The following is a 17,800-nucleotide window of genomic DNA, read 5'->3' as shown; positions in this document are numbered from 1 at the left end:
CATGTTTGCGAATATTCTGAAATTGCGTACCGCCGTCGCCGCGCTGGCACTGGTCTTTGGCAGCAGTGCCGCGCTGGCCGACACCACGCTGGCTGTGAGCATCGATACCACGATGTTCGGCGACAGTGGCTGGCTCGATTTCCAGTACAACCCGGCCAACCCCGGCGTGTCGCCGGCCACCACGATCACGCTGAGCGCCTTCCAGGGCTTTGATGAGGGCGCGCTGGTGGAGACCGCCGGTCAGGTCACGGGCTCGCAGGCCGCCGGCTACGTCATCGGCAATGGCGAAGCCCTCAACAGCCTGTTCCGCGCTGTCGATTATGGCCAGGTGCTGAGCTTCAACGTCACCTTCAGTGGCGACAACGTCGACCTGTCCGGTGGCGCTTATGGATCGACCTTCGCGGTATGGGCATATGACGCCGGTGTCACGGCAACGCTGGGCAATTCGTCCGCCGTCGACGGCAGGCTGGTCGACATCACGTGGGCGCCTGCCACCACGGTGGGCGGCAGCGGCACGTTCGCCCCGGCCAGCTATTCGGGCGCCGCCGCGATTTCCCCGGTGCCCGAACCGTCGGCGTGGCTAATGCTCGGTATTGGTACGATGCTGCTCGCCGGCGCCGCCCGCCGCCGCGCCTGATCCACCGCACGTTCCAGCCAGCCGTACCCCGCGGGGTACGGCTTTTTTTTGGGCGGTTCGGCGCGAGCTCGGCGAATCAGTCGAAACGGTCACTGTCTCGTGGCTTGTCGAGGTGGCTCCGGCGGAAAGCGCGTGACCACCGGCACTGCAGGATTGCGGGCTGATCGAGGCACTGGCCATGAGCAACCATACGAAAGCGATGGATTCGTGTCCGGGCGCTGAAGGATGAAGCGTCGGTACTCGCATGCCACGGCCAGCCGCCGCCTGACATGAATGGCAGGGAAGTTTTATGCCTGCAGGCTGCGCCGGCTCGCGGAGCCGGTGCAATCGTTTCCAGGGTCAGTAAGTTCCGGTCGCCCGTTCGCGGCCCGCGTTCCTCGCGCCGCTTGCCGCGTCGCTACGGTCGGCGAAGCGGTTTCGTATCGCTTTCTGCATGCGGGTGACAAAACGCTCCTGGACCAGTACGCATACCGCCACCAGCAGGACCAGGAACAGCGGATAGAAGACAAGGGACTGTCCGGCTTGGCGCGCGGCGGCCAGTACCGTGGTAAAGCCGCCTGACGTCGACGGCCATACAGCGATGAACTGCTCGGCCTTCCTGAACATCGCGAACAGCGGGATATGCAGCAGGAAAAGGGGGAGCGATGCCGCGCCCAGGCGGTCGCCCCAGTAGCGCAATCTGCCTTGTCCTATCGGTTTGGCGCAAGCGCAGATCCAGATGAGTGCGAGGCTGGCCGGGTAAAACAGGCCGTTCCGGAAGATGTGCAAGCGCAGTTCCTGGTGCACCGCAATCATGCCCAGCGCGACAGTGGCAACGATCAGCGACCCGGACGTGAACCATTGCATGGGGGTGCCGAAGTGCTTGCTGCGGGCGAAGATCACGCACAGGACCATGCCGGCAACGAACAGTGGCAGCCGGATGACGGGGTTCCTGTGCAATAACCCTTCAGTGAACACATCCGTTCGATGCAGCAGATCGGCAAGCGCGCCGGGCAACAGGAACAACAGGGCAAGCAGAACGATTGCTGTCCTGGGCGACTTCATCCGGTAAATCTTCAATGCCATGAGCGGGAACAGCACGTAATAAAATCCCAGTGCCGAGAGCGACCATGACGGGCCATTGAAGACCATGTAGAACGGATTCCAGGCGTTGAGCAAGGTAAGACACATGAGCAGGGCGAGCGCGACTTCCCATGGCTCGAGCACCCTCGTCATCTGCGCGAGCGAATCCATGCCGACGGTAATCCCGCCACGCGCGAACATCGTGACGCAAACGGGAATGACTGCCAGCAGCAGGCCGGCGACGTGCAGGGGATAAAGCGTCGAAAACCGGGCGACGAGGAAATTACGCGTGTTCAGTTCGCGGCCGTTTTTCATCACCACATACGCGTGCATCAGCAGGAAGCCGGAAAGCACGAAGAATATACTGGTGGCCATATTTCCAAGGCTCAGGGAGGCCGCGAACCAGCCGTCCCGGATCGTCGGATAATTAACCAGCAAGGTATGAAACATCACCAGGTAGATCGCCAGGATAAAGCGAAGCCAGTTCAGCGCCCAAAATCCCTTGTCCTTGGCAGGGGGATCCGCGGTTTTAACGTCAACAGCGCCGGAGTCCAGATTTTCACTTTTCATTTCACATTGCTCGTCGGTGGATGACTCGATATTGGTACGGCTGCGGATTCCCAGCGTTACGAATACGGCCATTCCCGTGCAAAACGCTCTGTTGAATGCACGCGGCCGCTGGTCCGGCACGCATCAGGTGGCTGACGGTTGACGGAAGAGCACAGATACCATCACGAACGATATCCTCGAAGCGACGATCGGCAACGGCTGGCGAGCAGCCGGTTCCGTATGTCCGCGATTGCAACGCTGCCGGAAATGCGTCAGGCCTCGACGTCGGTTGGGATATGAATTCATGTCGGCCGGCATGCGATACATATCGAGCCGGACGGTGGGCAGCACGATGCGGCTACAGCTGAGCGCCGACTGGCGTCGCCCGGCAGGACCGGAAGGGCCGCTGATACTGATATCTTTATTATAAGCTTATTAAAGTTACCCTGTACAGCGTAGTTGCAGAAATGTGAATCGGGGGCTTGTACTTTCTTTCATATTGGTAGTGGATTCCCCTTTTGCAGAATACGGACGAATGGCAAGGGCAAGCCCGCCAGTGCCCCCTGCATTTATTCGTGCAAGCTATCAATCCCTTGCCGAAATTGTATTGGCTGGTTCGCCATGGCTCGTGCATAGTTCACATTGATATTCAACAGCTCCTGTGGCGAACCATGTCAATCCAGGTACTCATCATCGACGACGATGCCTCGACCCAGCAGGCGCTCGGGCACAACCTCCGGCAGGCCGGCCATGCCGTGCGTGGCGTGGCCGATGCCGAGAGCGCCCTGGTACTGATCGACGAAGCATTGCCCGACCTGGTGCTGGTCGAATGGGATTTGCCGGGCCAGAGCGGCCTGTCACTGATCCGCCGGCTGCGCGCGCGGCCGCGCACGGCCGAGCTGCCGCTGATCATGGTGGCACGGCGCGACGCCGAGCAGGACACCGTGGTGGCGCTGGAGGCGGGCGCCGATGACTACCTTACCAAGCCGGTCGGGCCGCGCGAGACACTGGCGCGCATCCACGCCGTGCTGCGGCGCTATCACCCGGCACGACCAACAGGATTGCGCATCGATGCCGGCACCCAGCGTGTCATGGCCGGCAGCCGGCAGATCGTGCTGGGCGGCGTCGAATTCCGCCTGCTGAACTTCCTGATGCAGCATCCGCAACGTGTGCACACGCGCTCGCAGCTGCTCGATGGCGTGTGGGGCGTCGATGCCTACCTGGACGAACGTACGGTCGATGCTCATGTAGGCCGTCTGCGCCATGCGCTTGCGCCCAGCGGGCTGCATGCCCATATCGAGACGGTGCGTGGCAGCGGCTATCGCTTCGTTCCGGCATGACAGCGATGGACGGGCTGGTCATCCTCAGCCGGCAGGAGCAGGAGTACCTGCTGCACGCCATCGAATCGAGCTTGGACCTGGCAGAGTCACGCGAACTGTTCCTGTGGGCGCAGGGGCAGTTGCAGACGCTGTTGCCGCATCGCCTGCTCGTCTGCCTGCAGGTGGGGCCGGCCGGCGAGGTGCTGCGTACCGACCTGCTGCATGCCGACGCTGCTGCGCCACCGGCGGCGCAGGCTTTCCGCGACCCGGCCCGCGGGCCGTTACCGGCGCTGCTGGAGCGCTGGCGCAGCGGCGGGGCGCGGCCGCTGGCGCTGCAGGCCGACGATGATGGCAGCCTGGCGTCGCTTGGGGTCGTCAACCTGCTGGCGCACGGCAGCGCTCCGCTGGCGGGTGGCTTCACCTTCTTCCTGTTGTGCGACCTGCCCCGGCGGCCCGACGGGCGCCATGCGCATTTCCTCCGTCTGCTGCTGCCGCACCTGCATCTTGCACTGCTGAGGCTGGCCCCTGTCGGCGTCCCGCCGCAACGCGGATTGTCGACGCGCGAAACCCAGGTATTGCGCTGGCTGCGCGAGGGCAAGAGTAACGACGAGATCGGGCACATCCTCGGTATCAGTGCGCTGACTGTGAAAAACCACCTGCAGCGCCTGTACCGGGTACTCGGGGTCAGCAATCGCACGCATGCGGTGGCGCGCAGCACAATGCTGCGATAGCGATTCGCCGGGAGAACGTCGGCGAAGCAGGTGCGTTTTGCACGCCGGCCGGTGGCTGGCCAGCGATTCCGCTGCGCTTGCCAGCGCCGCGCTCTTCCAGTAGTCTTGCTACTTTATTATTTTTTTTGCGGGGAAACGTAATGTTGGCTAAGCTGCTGGTCCTGCCGTTTGGCTCGGTCTGGAAATTGAAAACGCTATGCATCAAGTCGAAAAACCGGTTCCTGAAAAAGGCATTCATCAAGCTGTACGAGATTTACCAGTATGAGAACAGTAGTTCCGTCGCATGGAACTCGGATTTCGAAGGCCAGCCGTGCTTTCCACACGGAATTAAAAGTATCTTTGTATCAGGCGGCGCAAAAGTCGGCAGTGGCTGCGTCATTTTTCAGCAAGTAACGATCGGTTCGAACCTGTTGCCGGATTCAAGGGGCCTCGGTGCTCCCGTGATTGGCCGTAACTGCTATATCGGCGCCGGTGCGAAGATCGTTGGCAATGTCCGCATCGGGGATAACGTTCGGATCGGTGCGAATGCCGTGGTATTCCGCGATGTGCCGGATAACAGCGTGGTGGTCTCCGGATCGTCGGAAATCATCCAGAAAAGCTCCGCGCCCGACAACCGCTTCTACAGCTATTCCGACAGGTGGGTTTATTGGGAGAACGCCCGGTGGTGCCCGGTAACCGATGAGTCGGTGCTGGCGAGGCTGGAAAACATTTAAAGTTCGAACATGGCGATGGTCCGGGCCCGCTGCCGCAGGCGGAACCGGGCTGGTCCGGGCCGCCTGGTCTGCAACATAGAATAAAATTGTCTAAACCTTAAATGACGTGGTAGCCTTCGACGTCAACTCGGCAATCGGAGGTGGTTACGGATGCATGCAGCACAATGCAAAGCGCGGTTTCTGGTGAAAGACGTAATGCGCAACCCAAATCAGTACGCGGCCGCGCCGCGCCGCGCGCGCGGTTTCACGCTGCTCGAGCTGCTGGTGGTGATCGTCATCATCGGCTTGCTGGCCGCGTATGTCGGTCCCAAATATTTCTCGCAACTGGGCAAATCGGAAGTCACGGTAGCAAAGGCGCAGATCGAAGCCTTCGAAAAATCGCTCGATACGTATCGCCTCGACGTCGGCCGCTATCCGACCACGGAAGAGGGCCTGGGCGCGCTGCTGGCGGCACCGGCCACCGCGGGTGCGAAGTGGAATGGCCCGTACCTGAAGAAGGGCGTGCCGCCCGATCCATGGGGGCATCCTTACCAGTACAAGGCGCCGGGCACGCGCGGCGAATACGAGATCACTTCGCTGGGCAAGGATGGCCAACCCGGCGGCACCGCCGACAACGCCGACATCACCTCGCAATAACCTTTTATTGACCCGTTTCCGGTAGCGATCCCATGCAGTTCGACGTCCGTACCCTGTCGCCGGAAATGGTGATCGGCCATCTCGTGGTCGATGGTCGCGACGAAGCCGACGCGCGGCGCCAGGTCGAGGCGCGCGGCCTGTTCGTCAGTGCCATCCACCCGGTGCGCGGCGGGCTGCGGCGCAGCCAGGGCAAGGCCCTGTCGCTCGTGCTGTTCAGCCAGGAGTTGCTGGCCCTGCTCAAGGCGGGCCTGGGCATCGTCGAAGCGCTCGAGGCGCTGCTTGAAAAAGAATCGAGCCCCGCCACGCGGGGCGTGCTGGAGCGCTTGCTGGGCGGCCTGCGCGAAGGCCAGCGTTTTTCCACCGTGCTGGCCGAGCAGCCCCAGTTATTCCCGCCGCTGTACGTGGGCATCGTGCGCGCCGCGGAAGGCACGAGCGATCTGCCGCGCTCGCTGGAGCGCTACATCGACTATCAACAACGCATCGATACGGTGCGCTCGAAGATCGTCAGCGCCGCGATCTACCCGTGTATCCTGCTGTTGGTGGGGGGCGGCGTGTCGATGTTCCTGATCGGTTACGTGGTGCCGCGTTTTGCCGAGGTCTACCAGGGAGCCGGGCGCAATTTGCCATGGTTGTCGCAAGTGATGCTGTCGTGGGGCCAGTTCGCCGGCGCGCACACCGGCGCGCTGCTGGCTGGCCTGGTGCTCGCACTGCTCGCGGCGATCACGGCGGTACGCCGGCTGATGGGGAACGGCGGCCTGGTGCGCCTGCTGGGCAAGTTGCCCGGCATTGGCGAACGGGTCAAGATCTATGAACTGTCGCGGCTGTACCTGACGCTCGGCATGCTGAACGAAGGCGGCATCACGATCGTGCAGGCCATCGAGACCGTGCAGGGCATGGTGTCGGCGAACGTGAAAAGCGGCCTGCAATTGGCCAAGGGCGCCGTGGAATCGGGTCTGCCGCTGTCCACCGCCTTCGAGGCCCATGGACTGACCACGCCGATCTCCCTGCGCATGCTGCGGGTAGGCGAGCGCACCGGCGACCTGGGGCCGATGCTGACGCAGTCGGCGGCTTTTTACGACGGCGAGATCAGCCGCTGGATCGACCGTTTCACGCGCACTTTCGAACCGCTGCTGATGGCCGGCATCGGCCTGATCGTGGGCGCCATCGTGGTATTGCTGTACATGCCCATCTTTGACCTTGCCGGAGAAATGTCGTGAACGATCCGGCCTTGCAGACCGCCATTGCTTCCCTCGATCATGCGCTGCTGGCGCGGGCGCGGCTCGCCCAGGCCGCCTCGAAACGCACGCTGGTGGAAGAACTGGAAACGCTGAGCGGCATGGAGCCGCGCCTGGTGGTGCGCGCGCTGGCGCTGCCGTTCGGGCTCGCCGTACTGGAAACTGTCGAGATGCTGGCCTTTACGCCGGCGTTCGATTTGCTGCCGCTGTCGCAGGCGATGGCTAAGAAATGCGTGCTGCTGCGCACGCACGAAGGCGTGGTGATCGGCGTGATCGCCGATCCTTTCGACCTCGATCTGCAGACGTGGCTGTCGGCGCAGGCGCGCGCCACGCCGCATGCGCCGCTGCAGATGCGCCTGGCGCTGCAGGCCGATATCGCCGCCTACCTGTCGAAGCAGGAAGAGGGCGCGCGCGCCACCGACTCGCTGTTGCCCGGCACCGAGAACGGCCGCAGGGACGGCAAGACAGCCGCCGTGCTGTCGTTCGCCTCGGTATCCGAGGCGGCCAGCCCGGCGGTGCGCCTGGTGAACTCCACGCTGTACGATGCGCTGAAGGCCGGTGCATCCGACATCCACCTGGAAAGCACGGCCAACGGGCTGGCTGTCAAATACCGTGTCGACGGCGTGCTCGATCATGCCACCGCGGTCAGCGGCGTCGAGGTCGCCGAGCAGATCATCTCGCGGCTGAAAGTGCTGGCCGAACTGGATATCGCCGAGCGCCGCGTGCCGCAGGACGGCAGCTTCCGCGTCGAGTCGGCGGGGCGCGAGATCGACCTGCGGGTGTCGATCATGCCCAGTATCCACGGCGAGGATGCCGTCATCCGAGTGCTCGACAAGCGCGCCATGATCGAATCCTACGGTTCGCTGTCGCTGGAGTCGCTGGGTTTCGACGCACCATCGCTGGCCACGCTGCGCACGCTGGCGCAGGAAGCCTACGGCATGCTGCTCGTGACAGGACCGACCGGTTCCGGCAAGACCACTACGCTGTATGCGGCGCTGACCGAGATCCACAACGGCCGCGAAAAGATCATCACGATCGAAGACCCGGTCGAATACCAGCTGCCCGGCATCCTGCAGATCCCCGTCAACGAGAAGAAGGGCCTGACATTCGCCAAGGGCCTGCGTTCGATCCTGCGGCATGACCCCGACAAGATCATGGTCGGCGAGATCCGCGACCGCGAAACGGCGGAAATCGCCGTGCAGTCGGCACTCACGGGCCACCTGGTGCTGACGACGGTGCACGCCAACAATGTATTCGACGTATTCGGCCGTTTCACGCACATGGGCATCGATCCGTATGCATTCGTGTCGGCGCTGAACGGCATCTGGGCACAGCGGCTGGTCCGCATCAACTGTCCGCACTGCGCGGTCGAATATACGCCGGACGACGATGAACTGGCCAGTGTGGGCCTGGCCCGCGCCGACGTATTCGATTACCACTTCAAGGCCGGCAAGGGTTGCGGCGACTGCCGCGGCACCGGCTACAAGGGCCGCCGCTCGATCGCCGAGATCCTCACGCTGAACGACGAGATCCGCGAGCTGATCGTCGAGAAGCGGCCGATCCGCCAGGTCAAGCAGGCCGCGTATGCGAACGGCACGCGCAGCCTGCGCCACGCCGCCCTGGAGGTGGTCAAGCGCGGCGGCACCACGCTGGCCGAGATCAAGCGGGTGACCCTGCATGCGTAGAGCCCTCGGACAGGTATTGCGTCTCGGCGTCGCCACGGGTACGGTCGGCCTGCTGGCGGCATCGCGCTGGCGCGGCGACAAGGTGACGGCGCTGGGCGAGCAGACGGTGATGGGGACCGGCAACGAGGCCCTGGGCGTGGCGCTGCGCGCACTGCTGGCCGGGCAGGACGTGGCCGGCTGGCCGGTGACGGTGGTCCTCGCGGACGAGCTTTGCCGGCTGTGGCAGGTGGCTCCGCCGCCGGGTGCTGCCCGGCTGCCGGACATCGAAGCCGCCGCCGCGCTGCGCTTCCATGCCTTGTACGGGGAAGGGCCGGCCGCATGGCAGGTCACGGCCGACTGGCATTCCACCGAACCGTTCTTTGCCGCCGCGGTGCCGCGCGCGCTGCTGGCGCTGATCGATGCCGTGGCGCTCGAACACCGGCTGCACGTGGTGCAGGTGGTGCCGCATTTCGTCACCGCGTGGAACCGCTGGTGCCGTGCGATCCGCCCCGGCGCCTGGTTCGGCCAGCTGCACGACAGCCTGCTGACCGTGGCCGCGATCGAGGGCCGGCAACTGCGCGCAGTGCGCGCGCTGCAGGTACCGCCGGGGGCCGATCATTATTGGCTGACGCAGATGATGGGACGCGAAGCGCTGCTGCTGGGGCTTGAAGTGCCCGCGCAAGTGCAGCTGTGCGGCGCGCTGCCGGCCGCGCTGGTCAGGCCGGCCGGCACAGGGCAGGTGACTGTCGCGCGGCTCGGCTCGGGGCAGGGCGACGAGCTGTCCACCGCCTGCCGCCTCGCCGTCGCCGGGAGTGCGCCATGAAGCCGATGCAGATCGACTTTGCCCCGGTCACATGGCGCCGTGCGCTCTACCGGCTGCATCCGGCGCTGCTGGCGGCCGGCATCGCCGGCATTGCGCTGTGCGCCGGCGGCATCTGGTTCGCCATGCAGATGGCCGAGCAGCGCGCCGCGCGCGAGCAGCAGATCGAGCAGTTGCGCGCCAGCCAGGCCGCGCTGTCGAAGCGCCCCGCGCGCGTGGCCGAGGTGGCGATTCCGGAAGCGCAGGCCGGCGCCGTCAATGCCGCGATCCTGCGCCTGAACGTGCCATGGCGCGAACTCGAGGATGCAATCGGTGCCGCGACGCCGGCCAGTATCGCCTTGCTGGCGCTCGATCCCGATCCGAGGAAGCGCCTGCTGAAGATCACCGCCGAGGCGCGCAACAGCGACGACATGGTGAGCTATGTGCAGGTGCTGAAACAACAGGAGTTCTTTACCGGCGCGGCGCTGGTGCGCCATGAAATCGGCGAACAGGATCCGAACCATCCGATCCGCTTCCAGGTCGAAGTACAGTGGAGGGCGCAATGAAGAACGGCGCAATGAAAGAGATCCGGCTGGCGCCGCTGATGCTGGCGCTGCGCCTGTTCGCGATGCGCTCGGGCGGCGCGGCGTGCCTCGCGGTGGCGCTGTTCGCGGCCGGCCTGGCCACGTGGGCCTGGCTGCTGCCGCAACGGGCCGCGTTACAGGAAGAGCTGGCGCGGCCGCTGCCGAAGGCGTCGACGCTTGTCGAAGCACCGCCGCCGCCCACCGCCAACGAAAACCTGTCGCTGTTCTATGCCACGCTGGGCGAGAAACGCTACGCCGAGCAGCAGGTCAGGACGCTGTTCGACCTGGCCGGCAAGGCTGGCCTTGCGCTCAACCAGGGCGAATACAAATTCGCCTACGACAAGGCCAGCGGCGTGACCTCCTACCAGATCGCACTACCCGTCAAAGGCAGCTACCCGAACATCTGGCAGTTCGCCCTGGAGGTGCTGGCCGCGGTGCCGTTTGCCGCGCTCGATGAGGTGAGCTTCCGGCGCGACACGATCGCCGACCCCGTCGTCGAGGCACGACTGCGTATCACGCTGTACCTGAAGGAAGGCCAGTGAAGCCCCGGCACCTGCTGATGGGAGCCGGGCTGGCGCTGGCGGCCGGGCTCGTGCTGTTCGGCGATAACGCGCCGGAAAGCGACGTGGCCGAACCTGTCGAAAGGGCCCAGGCACCACGCGCCGCGCCGGTGGCTGCCGTCAGGACGCCGGCCGAAGCGGTGACCGGACCCGCGGCCAGCGGAACGATCCTGCGGCTGATCCCGCGCGCCGAACTGATCGGCGCGACCGGTGATGACGCATTCAAGGGCAGTGCGGGCGTGTTTGCCGGCCAGAACCCGGATCCACCGCCGGCGGCGGCCGAGGCGCCGAGCGGCCCGCCACCACCACCGCCGGCGCCCACTGCGCCGCCGCTGCCGTTCACCGTGCTGGGCAAGGGCGTGGCGGACGGTGCCTGGGAAGTTTACCTGGCCCGCCCGGACCGCACCTATGTGGCCCGGGTCGGCACCGTGATCGACGGGATGTACCGCATCGATACCATTGCGCCGCCGACGCTGACGGTCACCTACCTGCCCCTGAAACAGGTGCAACAGTTAAATATTGGAGTCATGGATTGAACACGCACGCTAATGGAGGCCGGATACGTGGTGGCCGGGTGGGCCACGTGCTGGCGCTGTCCGCACTGGCCCTGGCCCTGGCAGGCTGCGCCGGCCAGATGGCATATCGCGACGGCACCGCGCTGATCGAGAAAGACCAGGTGGAGGCGGGCCTGCTGAAGATGCAGGAAGCGATCGCGCAGGATCCGGACAATGCGCAGTACCGGGCCACGTACCTGCAGGCGCGCGACCGCGCGATCATGCGCTACCTGGACCAGGCCGAGCGGCAGATGGCCGAAGACCAGCGCGAACTGGCGCTGCAGAACATCCAGCGCGTGCTGGCGCTCAATCCCCAGAACGAGCGTGCCCGCATGGCGCTGCGCACGCTGGATATGGCCGAGCGCCATGACAGGCTGCTGGCCGAGGCTACCGCGCTGGTCGAGAAAAAGGAATTCGCGGGCGCTACGGCCAAGCTCGACGCTGTACTGGCCGAAAAGCCCGACCAGCCGCGCGCAAAGCTGCTGCAGCGCGAGATCGCCGACCGGAATCCGCCGAACGCCGGCGAGACCGCACTGGCAAAGGCCTACAAGCAGCCGATCACGATCGAGTTCCGCGAAGCGCCGCTGAAGCAGGTGTTCGATGTGATTTCACGGCGCTCGGGCCTCAATTTCGTATTCGACAAGGATGTGAAGGCCGATACCCGCACCACCATCATGCTGAGGAACAGCACCGTCGAGTCGGCGGTTTACTACCTGCTGATGACGAACCAGCTGGAACAGCAGGTGATGGACGCGAACACGATCCTGATCTATCCGAATATCGCCGCCAAGCTGAAGGAATACCAGGAAACCGTCGTCAAGACGTTCTACCTGGCCAACGCGGAAGCAAAACTGGTTGCCAACACACTCAAGACCATCCTGAAATCGCGCGACGTGGTGGCCGATGAAAAGCTCAACCTCGTGATCATGCGCGACAACGCCGATGCGATCCGGCTGGCTGAAAAGATCGTGGCGGTACAGGACATGGCCGAGCCGGAAGTGATGCTGGAAGTCGAGATCCTCGAGGTCAAGCGCAGCAGCCTGCTGCAGCTGGGCATTGCCTGGCCCACCAACGTCACGCTGGCGCCGCTGGTTACCGGCGAGGGGACGAGAGTGACATTGAACGATCTCGACAACCTGAACCGGCGCACGCTCGGCATCACGGGCATCAGCGCGACGGCCACGGCGAACCGCAATGCGTCGGACTCGAACCTGCTGGCCAACCCGCGCATCCGCGTACGCAACAAGGAAAAAGCCAAGATCCTGATCGGCGACAAGGTGCCGGTCATCACCACCACGGTGTCGCCGGGGACTGCCGGCTTCGCACAGGAAAGCGTCAGCTACATCGACGTGGGCCTGACCCTGAACGCGGAACCGACGATCTACCTGAACAACGAAGTGGCGATCCGCATCTCGCTCGAGGTGTCGAACCTGGTCAATACCATCGAGACCAAGTCCGGCACGACGGCTTACCAGATCGGTACCCGGCAGGCCTCGACGATGCTGCAACTGAAGGATGGCGAGAACCAGGTGCTGGCCGGCTTGATCAACAACGAGGAACGCAACGGCGGCAACCGCGTGCCGGCGCTGGGCGACCTGCCGATCCTGGGGCGCCTGTTTGGCAACCAGCGGGACGAGACACAGAAGACCGAGATCGTGCTGTCGATCACGCCGCGCTTGGTGCGCAACCTGCAACGGCCGCCAGCGGAGGCCACCGAATTCTCCGCCGGTACCGAGGCGAACTTCCGCCGCAAGCCGGAGTTGTCGGTGCGGGCGCCGGTGCTGTTGCCGCAGCGCGGTGCACCCGTGAATGGTACGCCGGGCATACCTGGCACGCCGGGCGTGCCGGGAACGCCCGGTGCGGATGGCCCGCCGGCGACCCAGCCGACGCCGCAGGAAACCGGCACGCCGGTCGGCGTACCGCTGTCGACATCGCAACCGGGCCCGGCAACGAGCGTCACCCAGCAGCCGGTGCAGGTGCTGCCGGTGCCGCCGCCGCCGCCAACCACCTTGCCGCCGCCCGCGACCACGGCGCCGCCGCCCGTGCAGAACCAGTGATGAACGGCTTGCCTTGCCGGCGGCGCGGCTTCACGCTGATCGAGCTGCTTGTCACCGTGGCCATTCTCGGCCTGCTGGCGGCGCTCGTGGTGCCGACGGCGCAGGTGACCGTGCAGCGCCGCAACGAGACGGAATTGCGCACGGCGCTGTACCAGATCCGCAAGGCCATCGACGATTACAAGCAGGCCTACGACGATGGGCGTATCGCCAAGACGATCGGCAGCACCGGGTATCCGAAGAACCTGGAAACGCTGGCCGATGGCGTGGTGGACCTGCGCGATCCGAAACGTGGCAAGATCTTTTTCCTGCGCCGCGTGCCGCGCGATCCGTTCGCCTTCGACAGCGAACTCTCCGCCGCGCAGACCTGGGGCAAGCGCAGTTATGCCAGCGAGCCCGAGGAGCCGCGCGAGGGCGAGGACGTCTACGACGTGTATTCGAATTCCGACAGGGTGGGCCTGAATGGCATTGCCTATCGAAAATGGTAATCCAATGGTAATCCAACCAATGGCAAAAGCGTCCGGCAAGCATGGCAGGGGATTCACGCTGATCGAGCTGCTGGTGGTGCTGGGCATCGTCGCGCTGTTGCTGACGCTGGCCGTGCCCCGTTACTTCCCCAGTGTCGACAAGACAAAGGAAACGATTTTGGCCGAGAACCTGCGCAGCACGCGCATGGTCATCGACCAGTTCTATGGCGACACCGGCCGCTACCCGGAATCGCTGGAACAGCTGGTCGAGAAAAAATACCTGCGCGCGCTGCCGGTCGACCCGATCACGGAAACCACCGACAGCTGGCAATTGCTGCCGCCGGAAGATCCGGCCCAGGGCGGCATTGCCGATATCAAGAGTGGAGCACCGGGCAATGACCGCAGCGGCAAGCCATATTCCGAATGGTGAACGGCCGCGCGCGGCCGGCGGCTTCACCTATGTCGGCCTGATCATCCTGGTGGCCATCATCGGGCTCGTGGCGGCCACCACCGTGCGGGTCGGGGTCACGCTGCAGCGCGCGCAGGCCGAGCGCGACTTGCTGCACATCGGCGAACAGTTCAGCAATGCGCTGAAAAGCTATGCCGCCGCCACGCCTGCCGGGCAGCCGCGGCAGCCCGCCACGCTGAAGGAGCTGTTGAAGGATCCGCGCTTCCCCGGCATCCGTCGGCACCTGCGCAAGATCTTCGTCGATCCGATGACCGGCAAGGCCGAGTGGGGCATTATCTATCTGGCTGACAACAAGGGCATCCTGGGCATCTACAGCCTGTCCGCTGCGCAACCGATCAAGATCAGCAATTTTTCGGCGCGCTTCCAGGCGTTCAACGGCAAGCAGAAGATCTCCGAATGGGTCTTCACGTTCGACGGCCAGGAGCCGCTGCCGCCAGCCCAGGTCAAGCCTGGCCAACCGGGTCAACTGGCGCCGCGACCGGGCGAGGCGCCAGCAACGCCAGGCACCGGCAGCCTTTTCCCGGGGACGCAGACATCGAAGCCGCCGGCGCCCCCCGCTACTCCGGATGCCGTGGACGACGCTCCTGTCGAAACGCCGCCGGTAGAAGCGGAGCCGGCCGAGCCTGAACCGGCCGAACCTGAACCGGTCGAACCTGAGCAAGCCGACCCCGTGCAGGCAGAACCGGCCGGGGTCCCCGCACAGCAACCACCCGGCGCGACGAACGACTCCTGAATGTTGCGCCGGCACTACGTTCCTGCCGTCTGGAATCCGTTCTTTTCGCGACAATCCACTGCAGTAGTGTAATTAACGTGTCCCGGCCGCACGATAGACGGATTTGCAATGCACGAGCTGGTAATCTTCTGTAGAGTACCTGTCGTCACGAAAAAATGTTGTAACAAGTATAGGTGTAATAAGAATCTTACAATTTTTTCTGTAATGTTCTGATGCCAATATGCTATGATCCATATCACAAGTTCAGCAATGTACTGAACCGAACCAGCGACAAGTACTACTACTACTACTCTCCCAAGGATAATTCTATGAAACTCAAATTCGCCGTCGCTTCCATGCTTACCATCGCCTCGATGGGTGCTTTCGCCGCTGACCAGAACCTGGTCCTCGATGCAAACGGCACGCAGTCGTTCATCGGCACCGGTTCCCTGCTGGATGGCGGTTCGGACGTCCTGACCTTCACCGGCGTTCCGGCAGGCTTGTACGAAGTGCTGGTCACGTTCAGCGGCCAATACCTGAAGTTCGACTCGGCTGGCACGACCCTGAACGGCTCGAACCTGGGCGTATGGACGCAGACCCAAGACCTGGGTGAAGGCAAATTCAAGCAGACCGTTTCCTTCGGTTACGTGAATTCGACCACCGCGGCACCGTTCGCGCTGAACCTGGCTGGCGTCGTGACCAATGCCGCGAAGGCCAACTACTCCGGCGAGATCTCGGTGTCGGCAGTGCCGGAACCAACGACCTACGGCATGCTGCTGGGCGGCCTGGGCATCATGGGTTTCCTGGCCCGTCGCAAGTCCAAGCAAGCGTAATTGCAGTTTCCAGAATGAAAAACCCGCTGCCTCGGCAGCGGGTTTTTTTTCGACCATATGCGCCGCACGGCGCGAGATGCGTGCTCGGTTCGCCCGCTTGCTTGCCTTATTTGCCGGTGCGCCGGAAGTCGCGCACGCGGAAGCCGAGTGCCAGCAGGGCGCCGAAATACACAGCACCGCAAACGCCGATGACCAGGAACAGGGCGCCGGCGCGCAGCAGAGGGGTCGCGCGCATGGCCAGCCAGTCGAACTGCTGGCTGCCGAACCAGGCCACGGCACCCATCACCGTGACCGCGGCAATCAGCCTGGCGAAGAACTTGCCCCAGCCAGGCAGCGGGCGGTAGATGTCGCGCTTGCGCAGGCCCGTATACAGGAACGTGGCGTTGACGCACGCGGCCAGGCCGATCGACAGCGCCAGCCCGGCCACTTCGATGAACGGTACGAAGGCCAGGTTCATCAACTGCGTGGCAAACAGTACGCCCACCGCGATTTTCACCGGGGTGCGGGTATCCTGCTTGGCATAGAATGCGGGCGCGAGCGTCTTGACGAGAATGATGCCGGTCAGGCCGACCGCGTAAGCCATCAGCGGCTGCGCCGACATGCGGGCTGCCTCGTCGCTGAAATGGCCATAGTGGAACAGCGTGGCGATCAGCGGCAAGGCGAGCACGGCCATACCGACGGCGGCGGGCATTGCCAGCATGAATGTGAGACGCAAGCCCCAGTCGAGGAGCGCGGAATATTCCTGCGGATCGCCGTCGAGGCTGGCCTTCGACAGGCTGGGCAGCAGGATCGTTCCCAATGCCACGCCCAGCAGTGCGGTAGGAAATTCCATCAGCCGGTCGGCATACGTGAGCCAGGAAATGCTGCCTTCGCGCAGGTGCGAGGCAATGGCCGTGTTGATCATCAGGCTGATCTGGGCGGCGCCCACGGCAAACACGGCCGGCCCCATTTTCCTCAGCACGCGGCGCACGCCGGCATCATGCAGGCCGGCGAGCGGATTGATCGACAAACGGGGCAGCATGCCGATTTTCACCAGCGCCGGAACCTGGATCGCCACCTGAAGCAGGCCGCCGACGAACACGCCGATCGCTTGCGCATAGACGGGTTGTTCCATGTACGGCGCCAGGAACAGCGACCCGGAAATCATCGACAGGTTCAGCAGCACCGGCGTAAATGCCGGAATCTTGAACTGGCGCCATGTATTCAGGATGCCGCCCGCCATCGCCACGAACGACATGCAGGCTATATAAGGGAACATCAGCCGGGTCATCCAGACGGCGGCGTCGAATGCGCCGGTATCCTGCTTCAGCCCGCCGGCGATCACGGCCAGCAGCAGGGGCGCGCCGACAATGCCGGCGGCGCTCACCAGCAGCGTGGCCCACACCAGGCAGTTTGCGACGTGATCGGACAGCGTCTTGCTGGCCTCGGCTCCTTCGCGGTTCTTGTACTCGGCAAGGATCGGCACGAAGGCCTGCGAGAAGGCGCCTTCGGCAAACAGCCGGCGCAGCAGGTTGGGAAGGCGGAAGGCAACGTTGAAGGCGTCGGTATAGGCGCCGGCACCGAAAGCCCGGGCGAAAAGGCTTTCGCGCAGCAGCCCGGTAACGCGCGACAGCATGGTCATGCTGGAAACGGCGGCAAGGGTTCTGAGCAGGTTCATGGGGCGTGATTATAGCCGTGCTGCCTTGATGCAAGTCTTACAATTTTATGAAGCGCCCCGTGTATGGTTTTGGCAAGTTTTCGCGACGTTCCTGCTTTTTGAATTGCTCCGGCATCAAAAGCTCGTTATAATTTAAGGCTGTACAGAATTCAGTGACGCAGACATCGATGTTGACCAGCTCTGCGTTGGCCTGCTTGGTCGACTGAACGCACCGGTTTGGCAAACGCTGTTGTTTGCAAACGAACTTTGACAACGATTTAGGAAATTCCATGGCAAATACCGCACAAGCGCGCAAACGCGCTCGTCAAGCAGTCAAGCAAAACGCACACAACTCGGCACAGCGTTCGACCCTGCGCACCGCGATCAAGGCCGTTCGCAAGGCAATCCAGGCTGGCGACAAGGCTGCTGCAACGCAGATCTTCCAGTCCTCCGTGTCGACCATCGACTCGATCGCCGACAAGAAAATCATCCACAAGAACAAGGCCGCTCGCCACAAGAGCCGCCTGGCAGCTGCCCTGAAGGCACTGTCCGCCTAAGTTCGCGTGCGGCGGCAATGGCCGCCAGA

Annotated in this window: 19 protein-coding genes; 17 read left to right on the top strand and 2 right to left on the bottom strand. The window is 63.9% G+C overall.

Translation table 11 applies throughout. The features are described from left to right. The first annotated feature begins 1 nt into the window (after position 1). Positions 2 to 637, top strand: coding sequence for an NF038129 family PEP-CTERM protein (locus FHS02_RS19925; protein WP_137316664.1), 636 nt, complete (start codon positions 2 to 4; stop codon positions 635 to 637). A 339-nt stretch (positions 638 to 976) separates the two neighbouring features. Here the strand turns inward: FHS02_RS19925 and FHS02_RS19920 are convergent, their stop codons facing one another. After that, on the bottom strand, positions 977 to 2,341 hold the full coding sequence (locus tag FHS02_RS19920) for an acyltransferase family protein (protein ID WP_137316665.1): 1,365 nt from the start codon (positions 2,339 to 2,341) through the stop codon (positions 977 to 979). Between the two features lie 578 nt (positions 2,342 to 2,919). Here FHS02_RS19920 and FHS02_RS19915 point away from each other — a divergent pair. The 15 genes from FHS02_RS19915 to FHS02_RS19845 all read left to right on the top strand — a co-directional run bounded on the left by FHS02_RS19915 (position 2,920) and on the right by FHS02_RS19845 (position 15,578). Next, a complete protein-coding gene (locus tag FHS02_RS19915) occupies positions 2,920 to 3,588 on the top strand; it encodes a response regulator (RefSeq protein WP_137316666.1) in 669 nt (222 codons plus the stop codon). Next, a complete protein-coding gene (locus FHS02_RS19910) occupies positions 3,585 to 4,298 on the top strand; it encodes a LuxR C-terminal-related transcriptional regulator (RefSeq protein WP_229422402.1) in 714 nt (237 codons plus the stop codon). The genes FHS02_RS19915 and FHS02_RS19910 overlap by 4 nt, the downstream gene beginning before the upstream one ends. A gap of 140 nt (positions 4,299 to 4,438) precedes the next feature. After that, positions 4,439 to 5,011 (top strand): serine acetyltransferase, encoded by a 573-nt coding sequence (locus FHS02_RS19905; RefSeq protein WP_137316667.1) that lies wholly within the window; start codon positions 4,439 to 4,441, stop codon positions 5,009 to 5,011. Between the two features lie 195 nt (positions 5,012 to 5,206). Continuing rightward, positions 5,207 to 5,647 carry a type II secretion system major pseudopilin GspG gene (gspG, locus tag FHS02_RS19900; protein WP_137316668.1) on the top strand — a complete coding sequence of 147 codons (441 nt, stop codon included), beginning with the start codon at positions 5,207 to 5,209 and terminating at the stop codon, positions 5,645 to 5,647. A 32-nt stretch (positions 5,648 to 5,679) separates the two neighbouring features. Then, positions 5,680 to 6,864 carry a type II secretion system F family protein gene (locus tag FHS02_RS19895; protein ID WP_137316669.1) on the top strand — a complete coding sequence of 395 codons (1,185 nt, stop codon included), beginning with the start codon at positions 5,680 to 5,682 and terminating at the stop codon, positions 6,862 to 6,864. Further along, positions 6,861 to 8,567 carry a GspE/PulE family protein gene (locus FHS02_RS19890; RefSeq protein WP_217496865.1) on the top strand — a complete coding sequence of 569 codons (1,707 nt, stop codon included), beginning with the start codon at positions 6,861 to 6,863 and terminating at the stop codon, positions 8,565 to 8,567. Before FHS02_RS19895 ends, FHS02_RS19890 begins: the two co-directional genes overlap by 4 nt. Next, positions 8,560 to 9,369 carry a hypothetical protein gene (locus FHS02_RS19885; protein ID WP_137316670.1) on the top strand — a complete coding sequence of 270 codons (810 nt, stop codon included), beginning with the start codon at positions 8,560 to 8,562 and terminating at the stop codon, positions 9,367 to 9,369. The genes FHS02_RS19890 and FHS02_RS19885 overlap by 8 nt, the downstream gene beginning before the upstream one ends. Further along, positions 9,366 to 9,911, top strand: a complete 546-nt coding sequence (locus tag FHS02_RS19880) for a hypothetical protein (protein WP_137316671.1) — start codon at positions 9,366 to 9,368, stop codon at positions 9,909 to 9,911. The genes FHS02_RS19885 and FHS02_RS19880 overlap by 4 nt, the downstream gene beginning before the upstream one ends. Next, positions 9,908 to 10,471, top strand: coding sequence for a hypothetical protein (locus tag FHS02_RS19875; protein WP_229422403.1), 564 nt, complete (start codon positions 9,908 to 9,910; stop codon positions 10,469 to 10,471). The genes FHS02_RS19880 and FHS02_RS19875 overlap by 4 nt, the downstream gene beginning before the upstream one ends. Next, a complete protein-coding gene (locus tag FHS02_RS19870) occupies positions 10,468 to 11,025 on the top strand; it encodes a hypothetical protein (RefSeq protein ID WP_137316672.1) in 558 nt (185 codons plus the stop codon). Before FHS02_RS19875 ends, FHS02_RS19870 begins: the two co-directional genes overlap by 4 nt. Continuing rightward, on the top strand, positions 11,022 to 13,100 hold the full coding sequence (locus tag FHS02_RS19865; protein WP_307722178.1) for a secretin GspD/PilQ domain-containing protein: 2,079 nt from the start codon (positions 11,022 to 11,024) through the stop codon (positions 13,098 to 13,100). Before FHS02_RS19870 ends, FHS02_RS19865 begins: the two co-directional genes overlap by 4 nt. Then, on the top strand, positions 13,100 to 13,585 hold the full coding sequence (locus FHS02_RS19860) for a type II secretion system protein (RefSeq protein ID WP_137316673.1): 486 nt from the start codon (positions 13,100 to 13,102) through the stop codon (positions 13,583 to 13,585). Before FHS02_RS19865 ends, FHS02_RS19860 begins: the two co-directional genes overlap by 1 nt. Before the next feature lie 19 nt (positions 13,586 to 13,604). Further along, entirely contained in the window at positions 13,605 to 13,994 is a 390-nt protein-coding gene (locus FHS02_RS19855) for a type II secretion system protein (protein ID WP_137316674.1), read from the top strand. Next, positions 13,960 to 14,766 carry a type II secretion system protein gene (locus tag FHS02_RS19850; protein ID WP_137316675.1) on the top strand — a complete coding sequence of 269 codons (807 nt, stop codon included), beginning with the start codon at positions 13,960 to 13,962 and terminating at the stop codon, positions 14,764 to 14,766. Before FHS02_RS19855 ends, FHS02_RS19850 begins: the two co-directional genes overlap by 35 nt. Positions 14,767 to 15,074: 308 nt before the next feature. Then, on the top strand, positions 15,075 to 15,578 hold the full coding sequence (locus FHS02_RS19845) for an FxDxF family PEP-CTERM protein (RefSeq protein WP_137316676.1): 504 nt from the start codon (positions 15,075 to 15,077) through the stop codon (positions 15,576 to 15,578). 106 nt (positions 15,579 to 15,684) lie between these two features. Here FHS02_RS19845 and murJ read toward each other — a convergent pair whose 3' ends face one another. Beyond that, positions 15,685 to 17,235, bottom strand: a complete 1,551-nt coding sequence (gene murJ / locus FHS02_RS19840) for a murein biosynthesis integral membrane protein MurJ (RefSeq protein WP_137316677.1) — start codon at positions 17,233 to 17,235, stop codon at positions 15,685 to 15,687. 269 nt (positions 17,236 to 17,504) lie between these two features. Between murJ and rpsT the strand changes: the two genes are divergently transcribed. Further along, positions 17,505 to 17,771, top strand: a complete 267-nt coding sequence (gene rpsT / locus FHS02_RS19835; RefSeq protein WP_131147094.1) for a 30S ribosomal protein S20 — start codon at positions 17,505 to 17,507, stop codon at positions 17,769 to 17,771. The last annotated feature ends 29 nt before the right edge of the window (positions 17,772 to 17,800 follow it).

This window comes from Pseudoduganella umbonata (assembly GCF_014192225.1).
Lineage (GTDB): Bacteria > Pseudomonadota > Gammaproteobacteria > Burkholderiales > Burkholderiaceae_D > Rugamonas > Rugamonas umbonata.
This window is presented reverse-complemented; position numbering and strand designations above follow the sequence as displayed.

Coding starts and splice junctions, on each gene's coding strand:
- FHS02_RS19925 (WP_137316664.1), top strand. CDS start 2: ATGTTTGCGAATATTCTGAAATTGCGTACCGCCGTCGCCGCGCTGGCA.
- FHS02_RS19920 (WP_137316665.1), bottom strand. CDS start 2,341: ATGGCCGTATTCGTAACGCTGGGAATCCGCAGCCGTACCAATATCGAG.
- FHS02_RS19915 (WP_137316666.1), top strand. CDS start 2,920: ATGTCAATCCAGGTACTCATCATCGACGACGATGCCTCGACCCAGCAG.
- FHS02_RS19910 (WP_229422402.1), top strand. CDS start 3,585: ATGACAGCGATGGACGGGCTGGTCATCCTCAGCCGGCAGGAGCAGGAG.
- FHS02_RS19905 (WP_137316667.1), top strand. CDS start 4,439: ATGTTGGCTAAGCTGCTGGTCCTGCCGTTTGGCTCGGTCTGGAAATTG.
- gspG (WP_137316668.1), top strand. CDS start 5,207: ATGCGCAACCCAAATCAGTACGCGGCCGCGCCGCGCCGCGCGCGCGGT.
- FHS02_RS19895 (WP_137316669.1), top strand. CDS start 5,680: ATGCAGTTCGACGTCCGTACCCTGTCGCCGGAAATGGTGATCGGCCAT.
- FHS02_RS19885 (WP_137316670.1), top strand. CDS start 8,560: ATGCGTAGAGCCCTCGGACAGGTATTGCGTCTCGGCGTCGCCACGGGT.
- FHS02_RS19880 (WP_137316671.1), top strand. CDS start 9,366: ATGAAGCCGATGCAGATCGACTTTGCCCCGGTCACATGGCGCCGTGCG.
- FHS02_RS19875 (WP_229422403.1), top strand. CDS start 9,908: ATGAAGAACGGCGCAATGAAAGAGATCCGGCTGGCGCCGCTGATGCTG.
- FHS02_RS19860 (WP_137316673.1), top strand. CDS start 13,100: ATGAACGGCTTGCCTTGCCGGCGGCGCGGCTTCACGCTGATCGAGCTG.
- FHS02_RS19855 (WP_137316674.1), top strand. CDS start 13,605: ATGGCAAAAGCGTCCGGCAAGCATGGCAGGGGATTCACGCTGATCGAG.
- FHS02_RS19850 (WP_137316675.1), top strand. CDS start 13,960: ATGACCGCAGCGGCAAGCCATATTCCGAATGGTGAACGGCCGCGCGCG.
- FHS02_RS19845 (WP_137316676.1), top strand. CDS start 15,075: ATGAAACTCAAATTCGCCGTCGCTTCCATGCTTACCATCGCCTCGATG.
- murJ (WP_137316677.1), bottom strand. CDS start 17,235: ATGAACCTGCTCAGAACCCTTGCCGCCGTTTCCAGCATGACCATGCTG.
- rpsT (WP_131147094.1), top strand. CDS start 17,505: ATGGCAAATACCGCACAAGCGCGCAAACGCGCTCGTCAAGCAGTCAAG.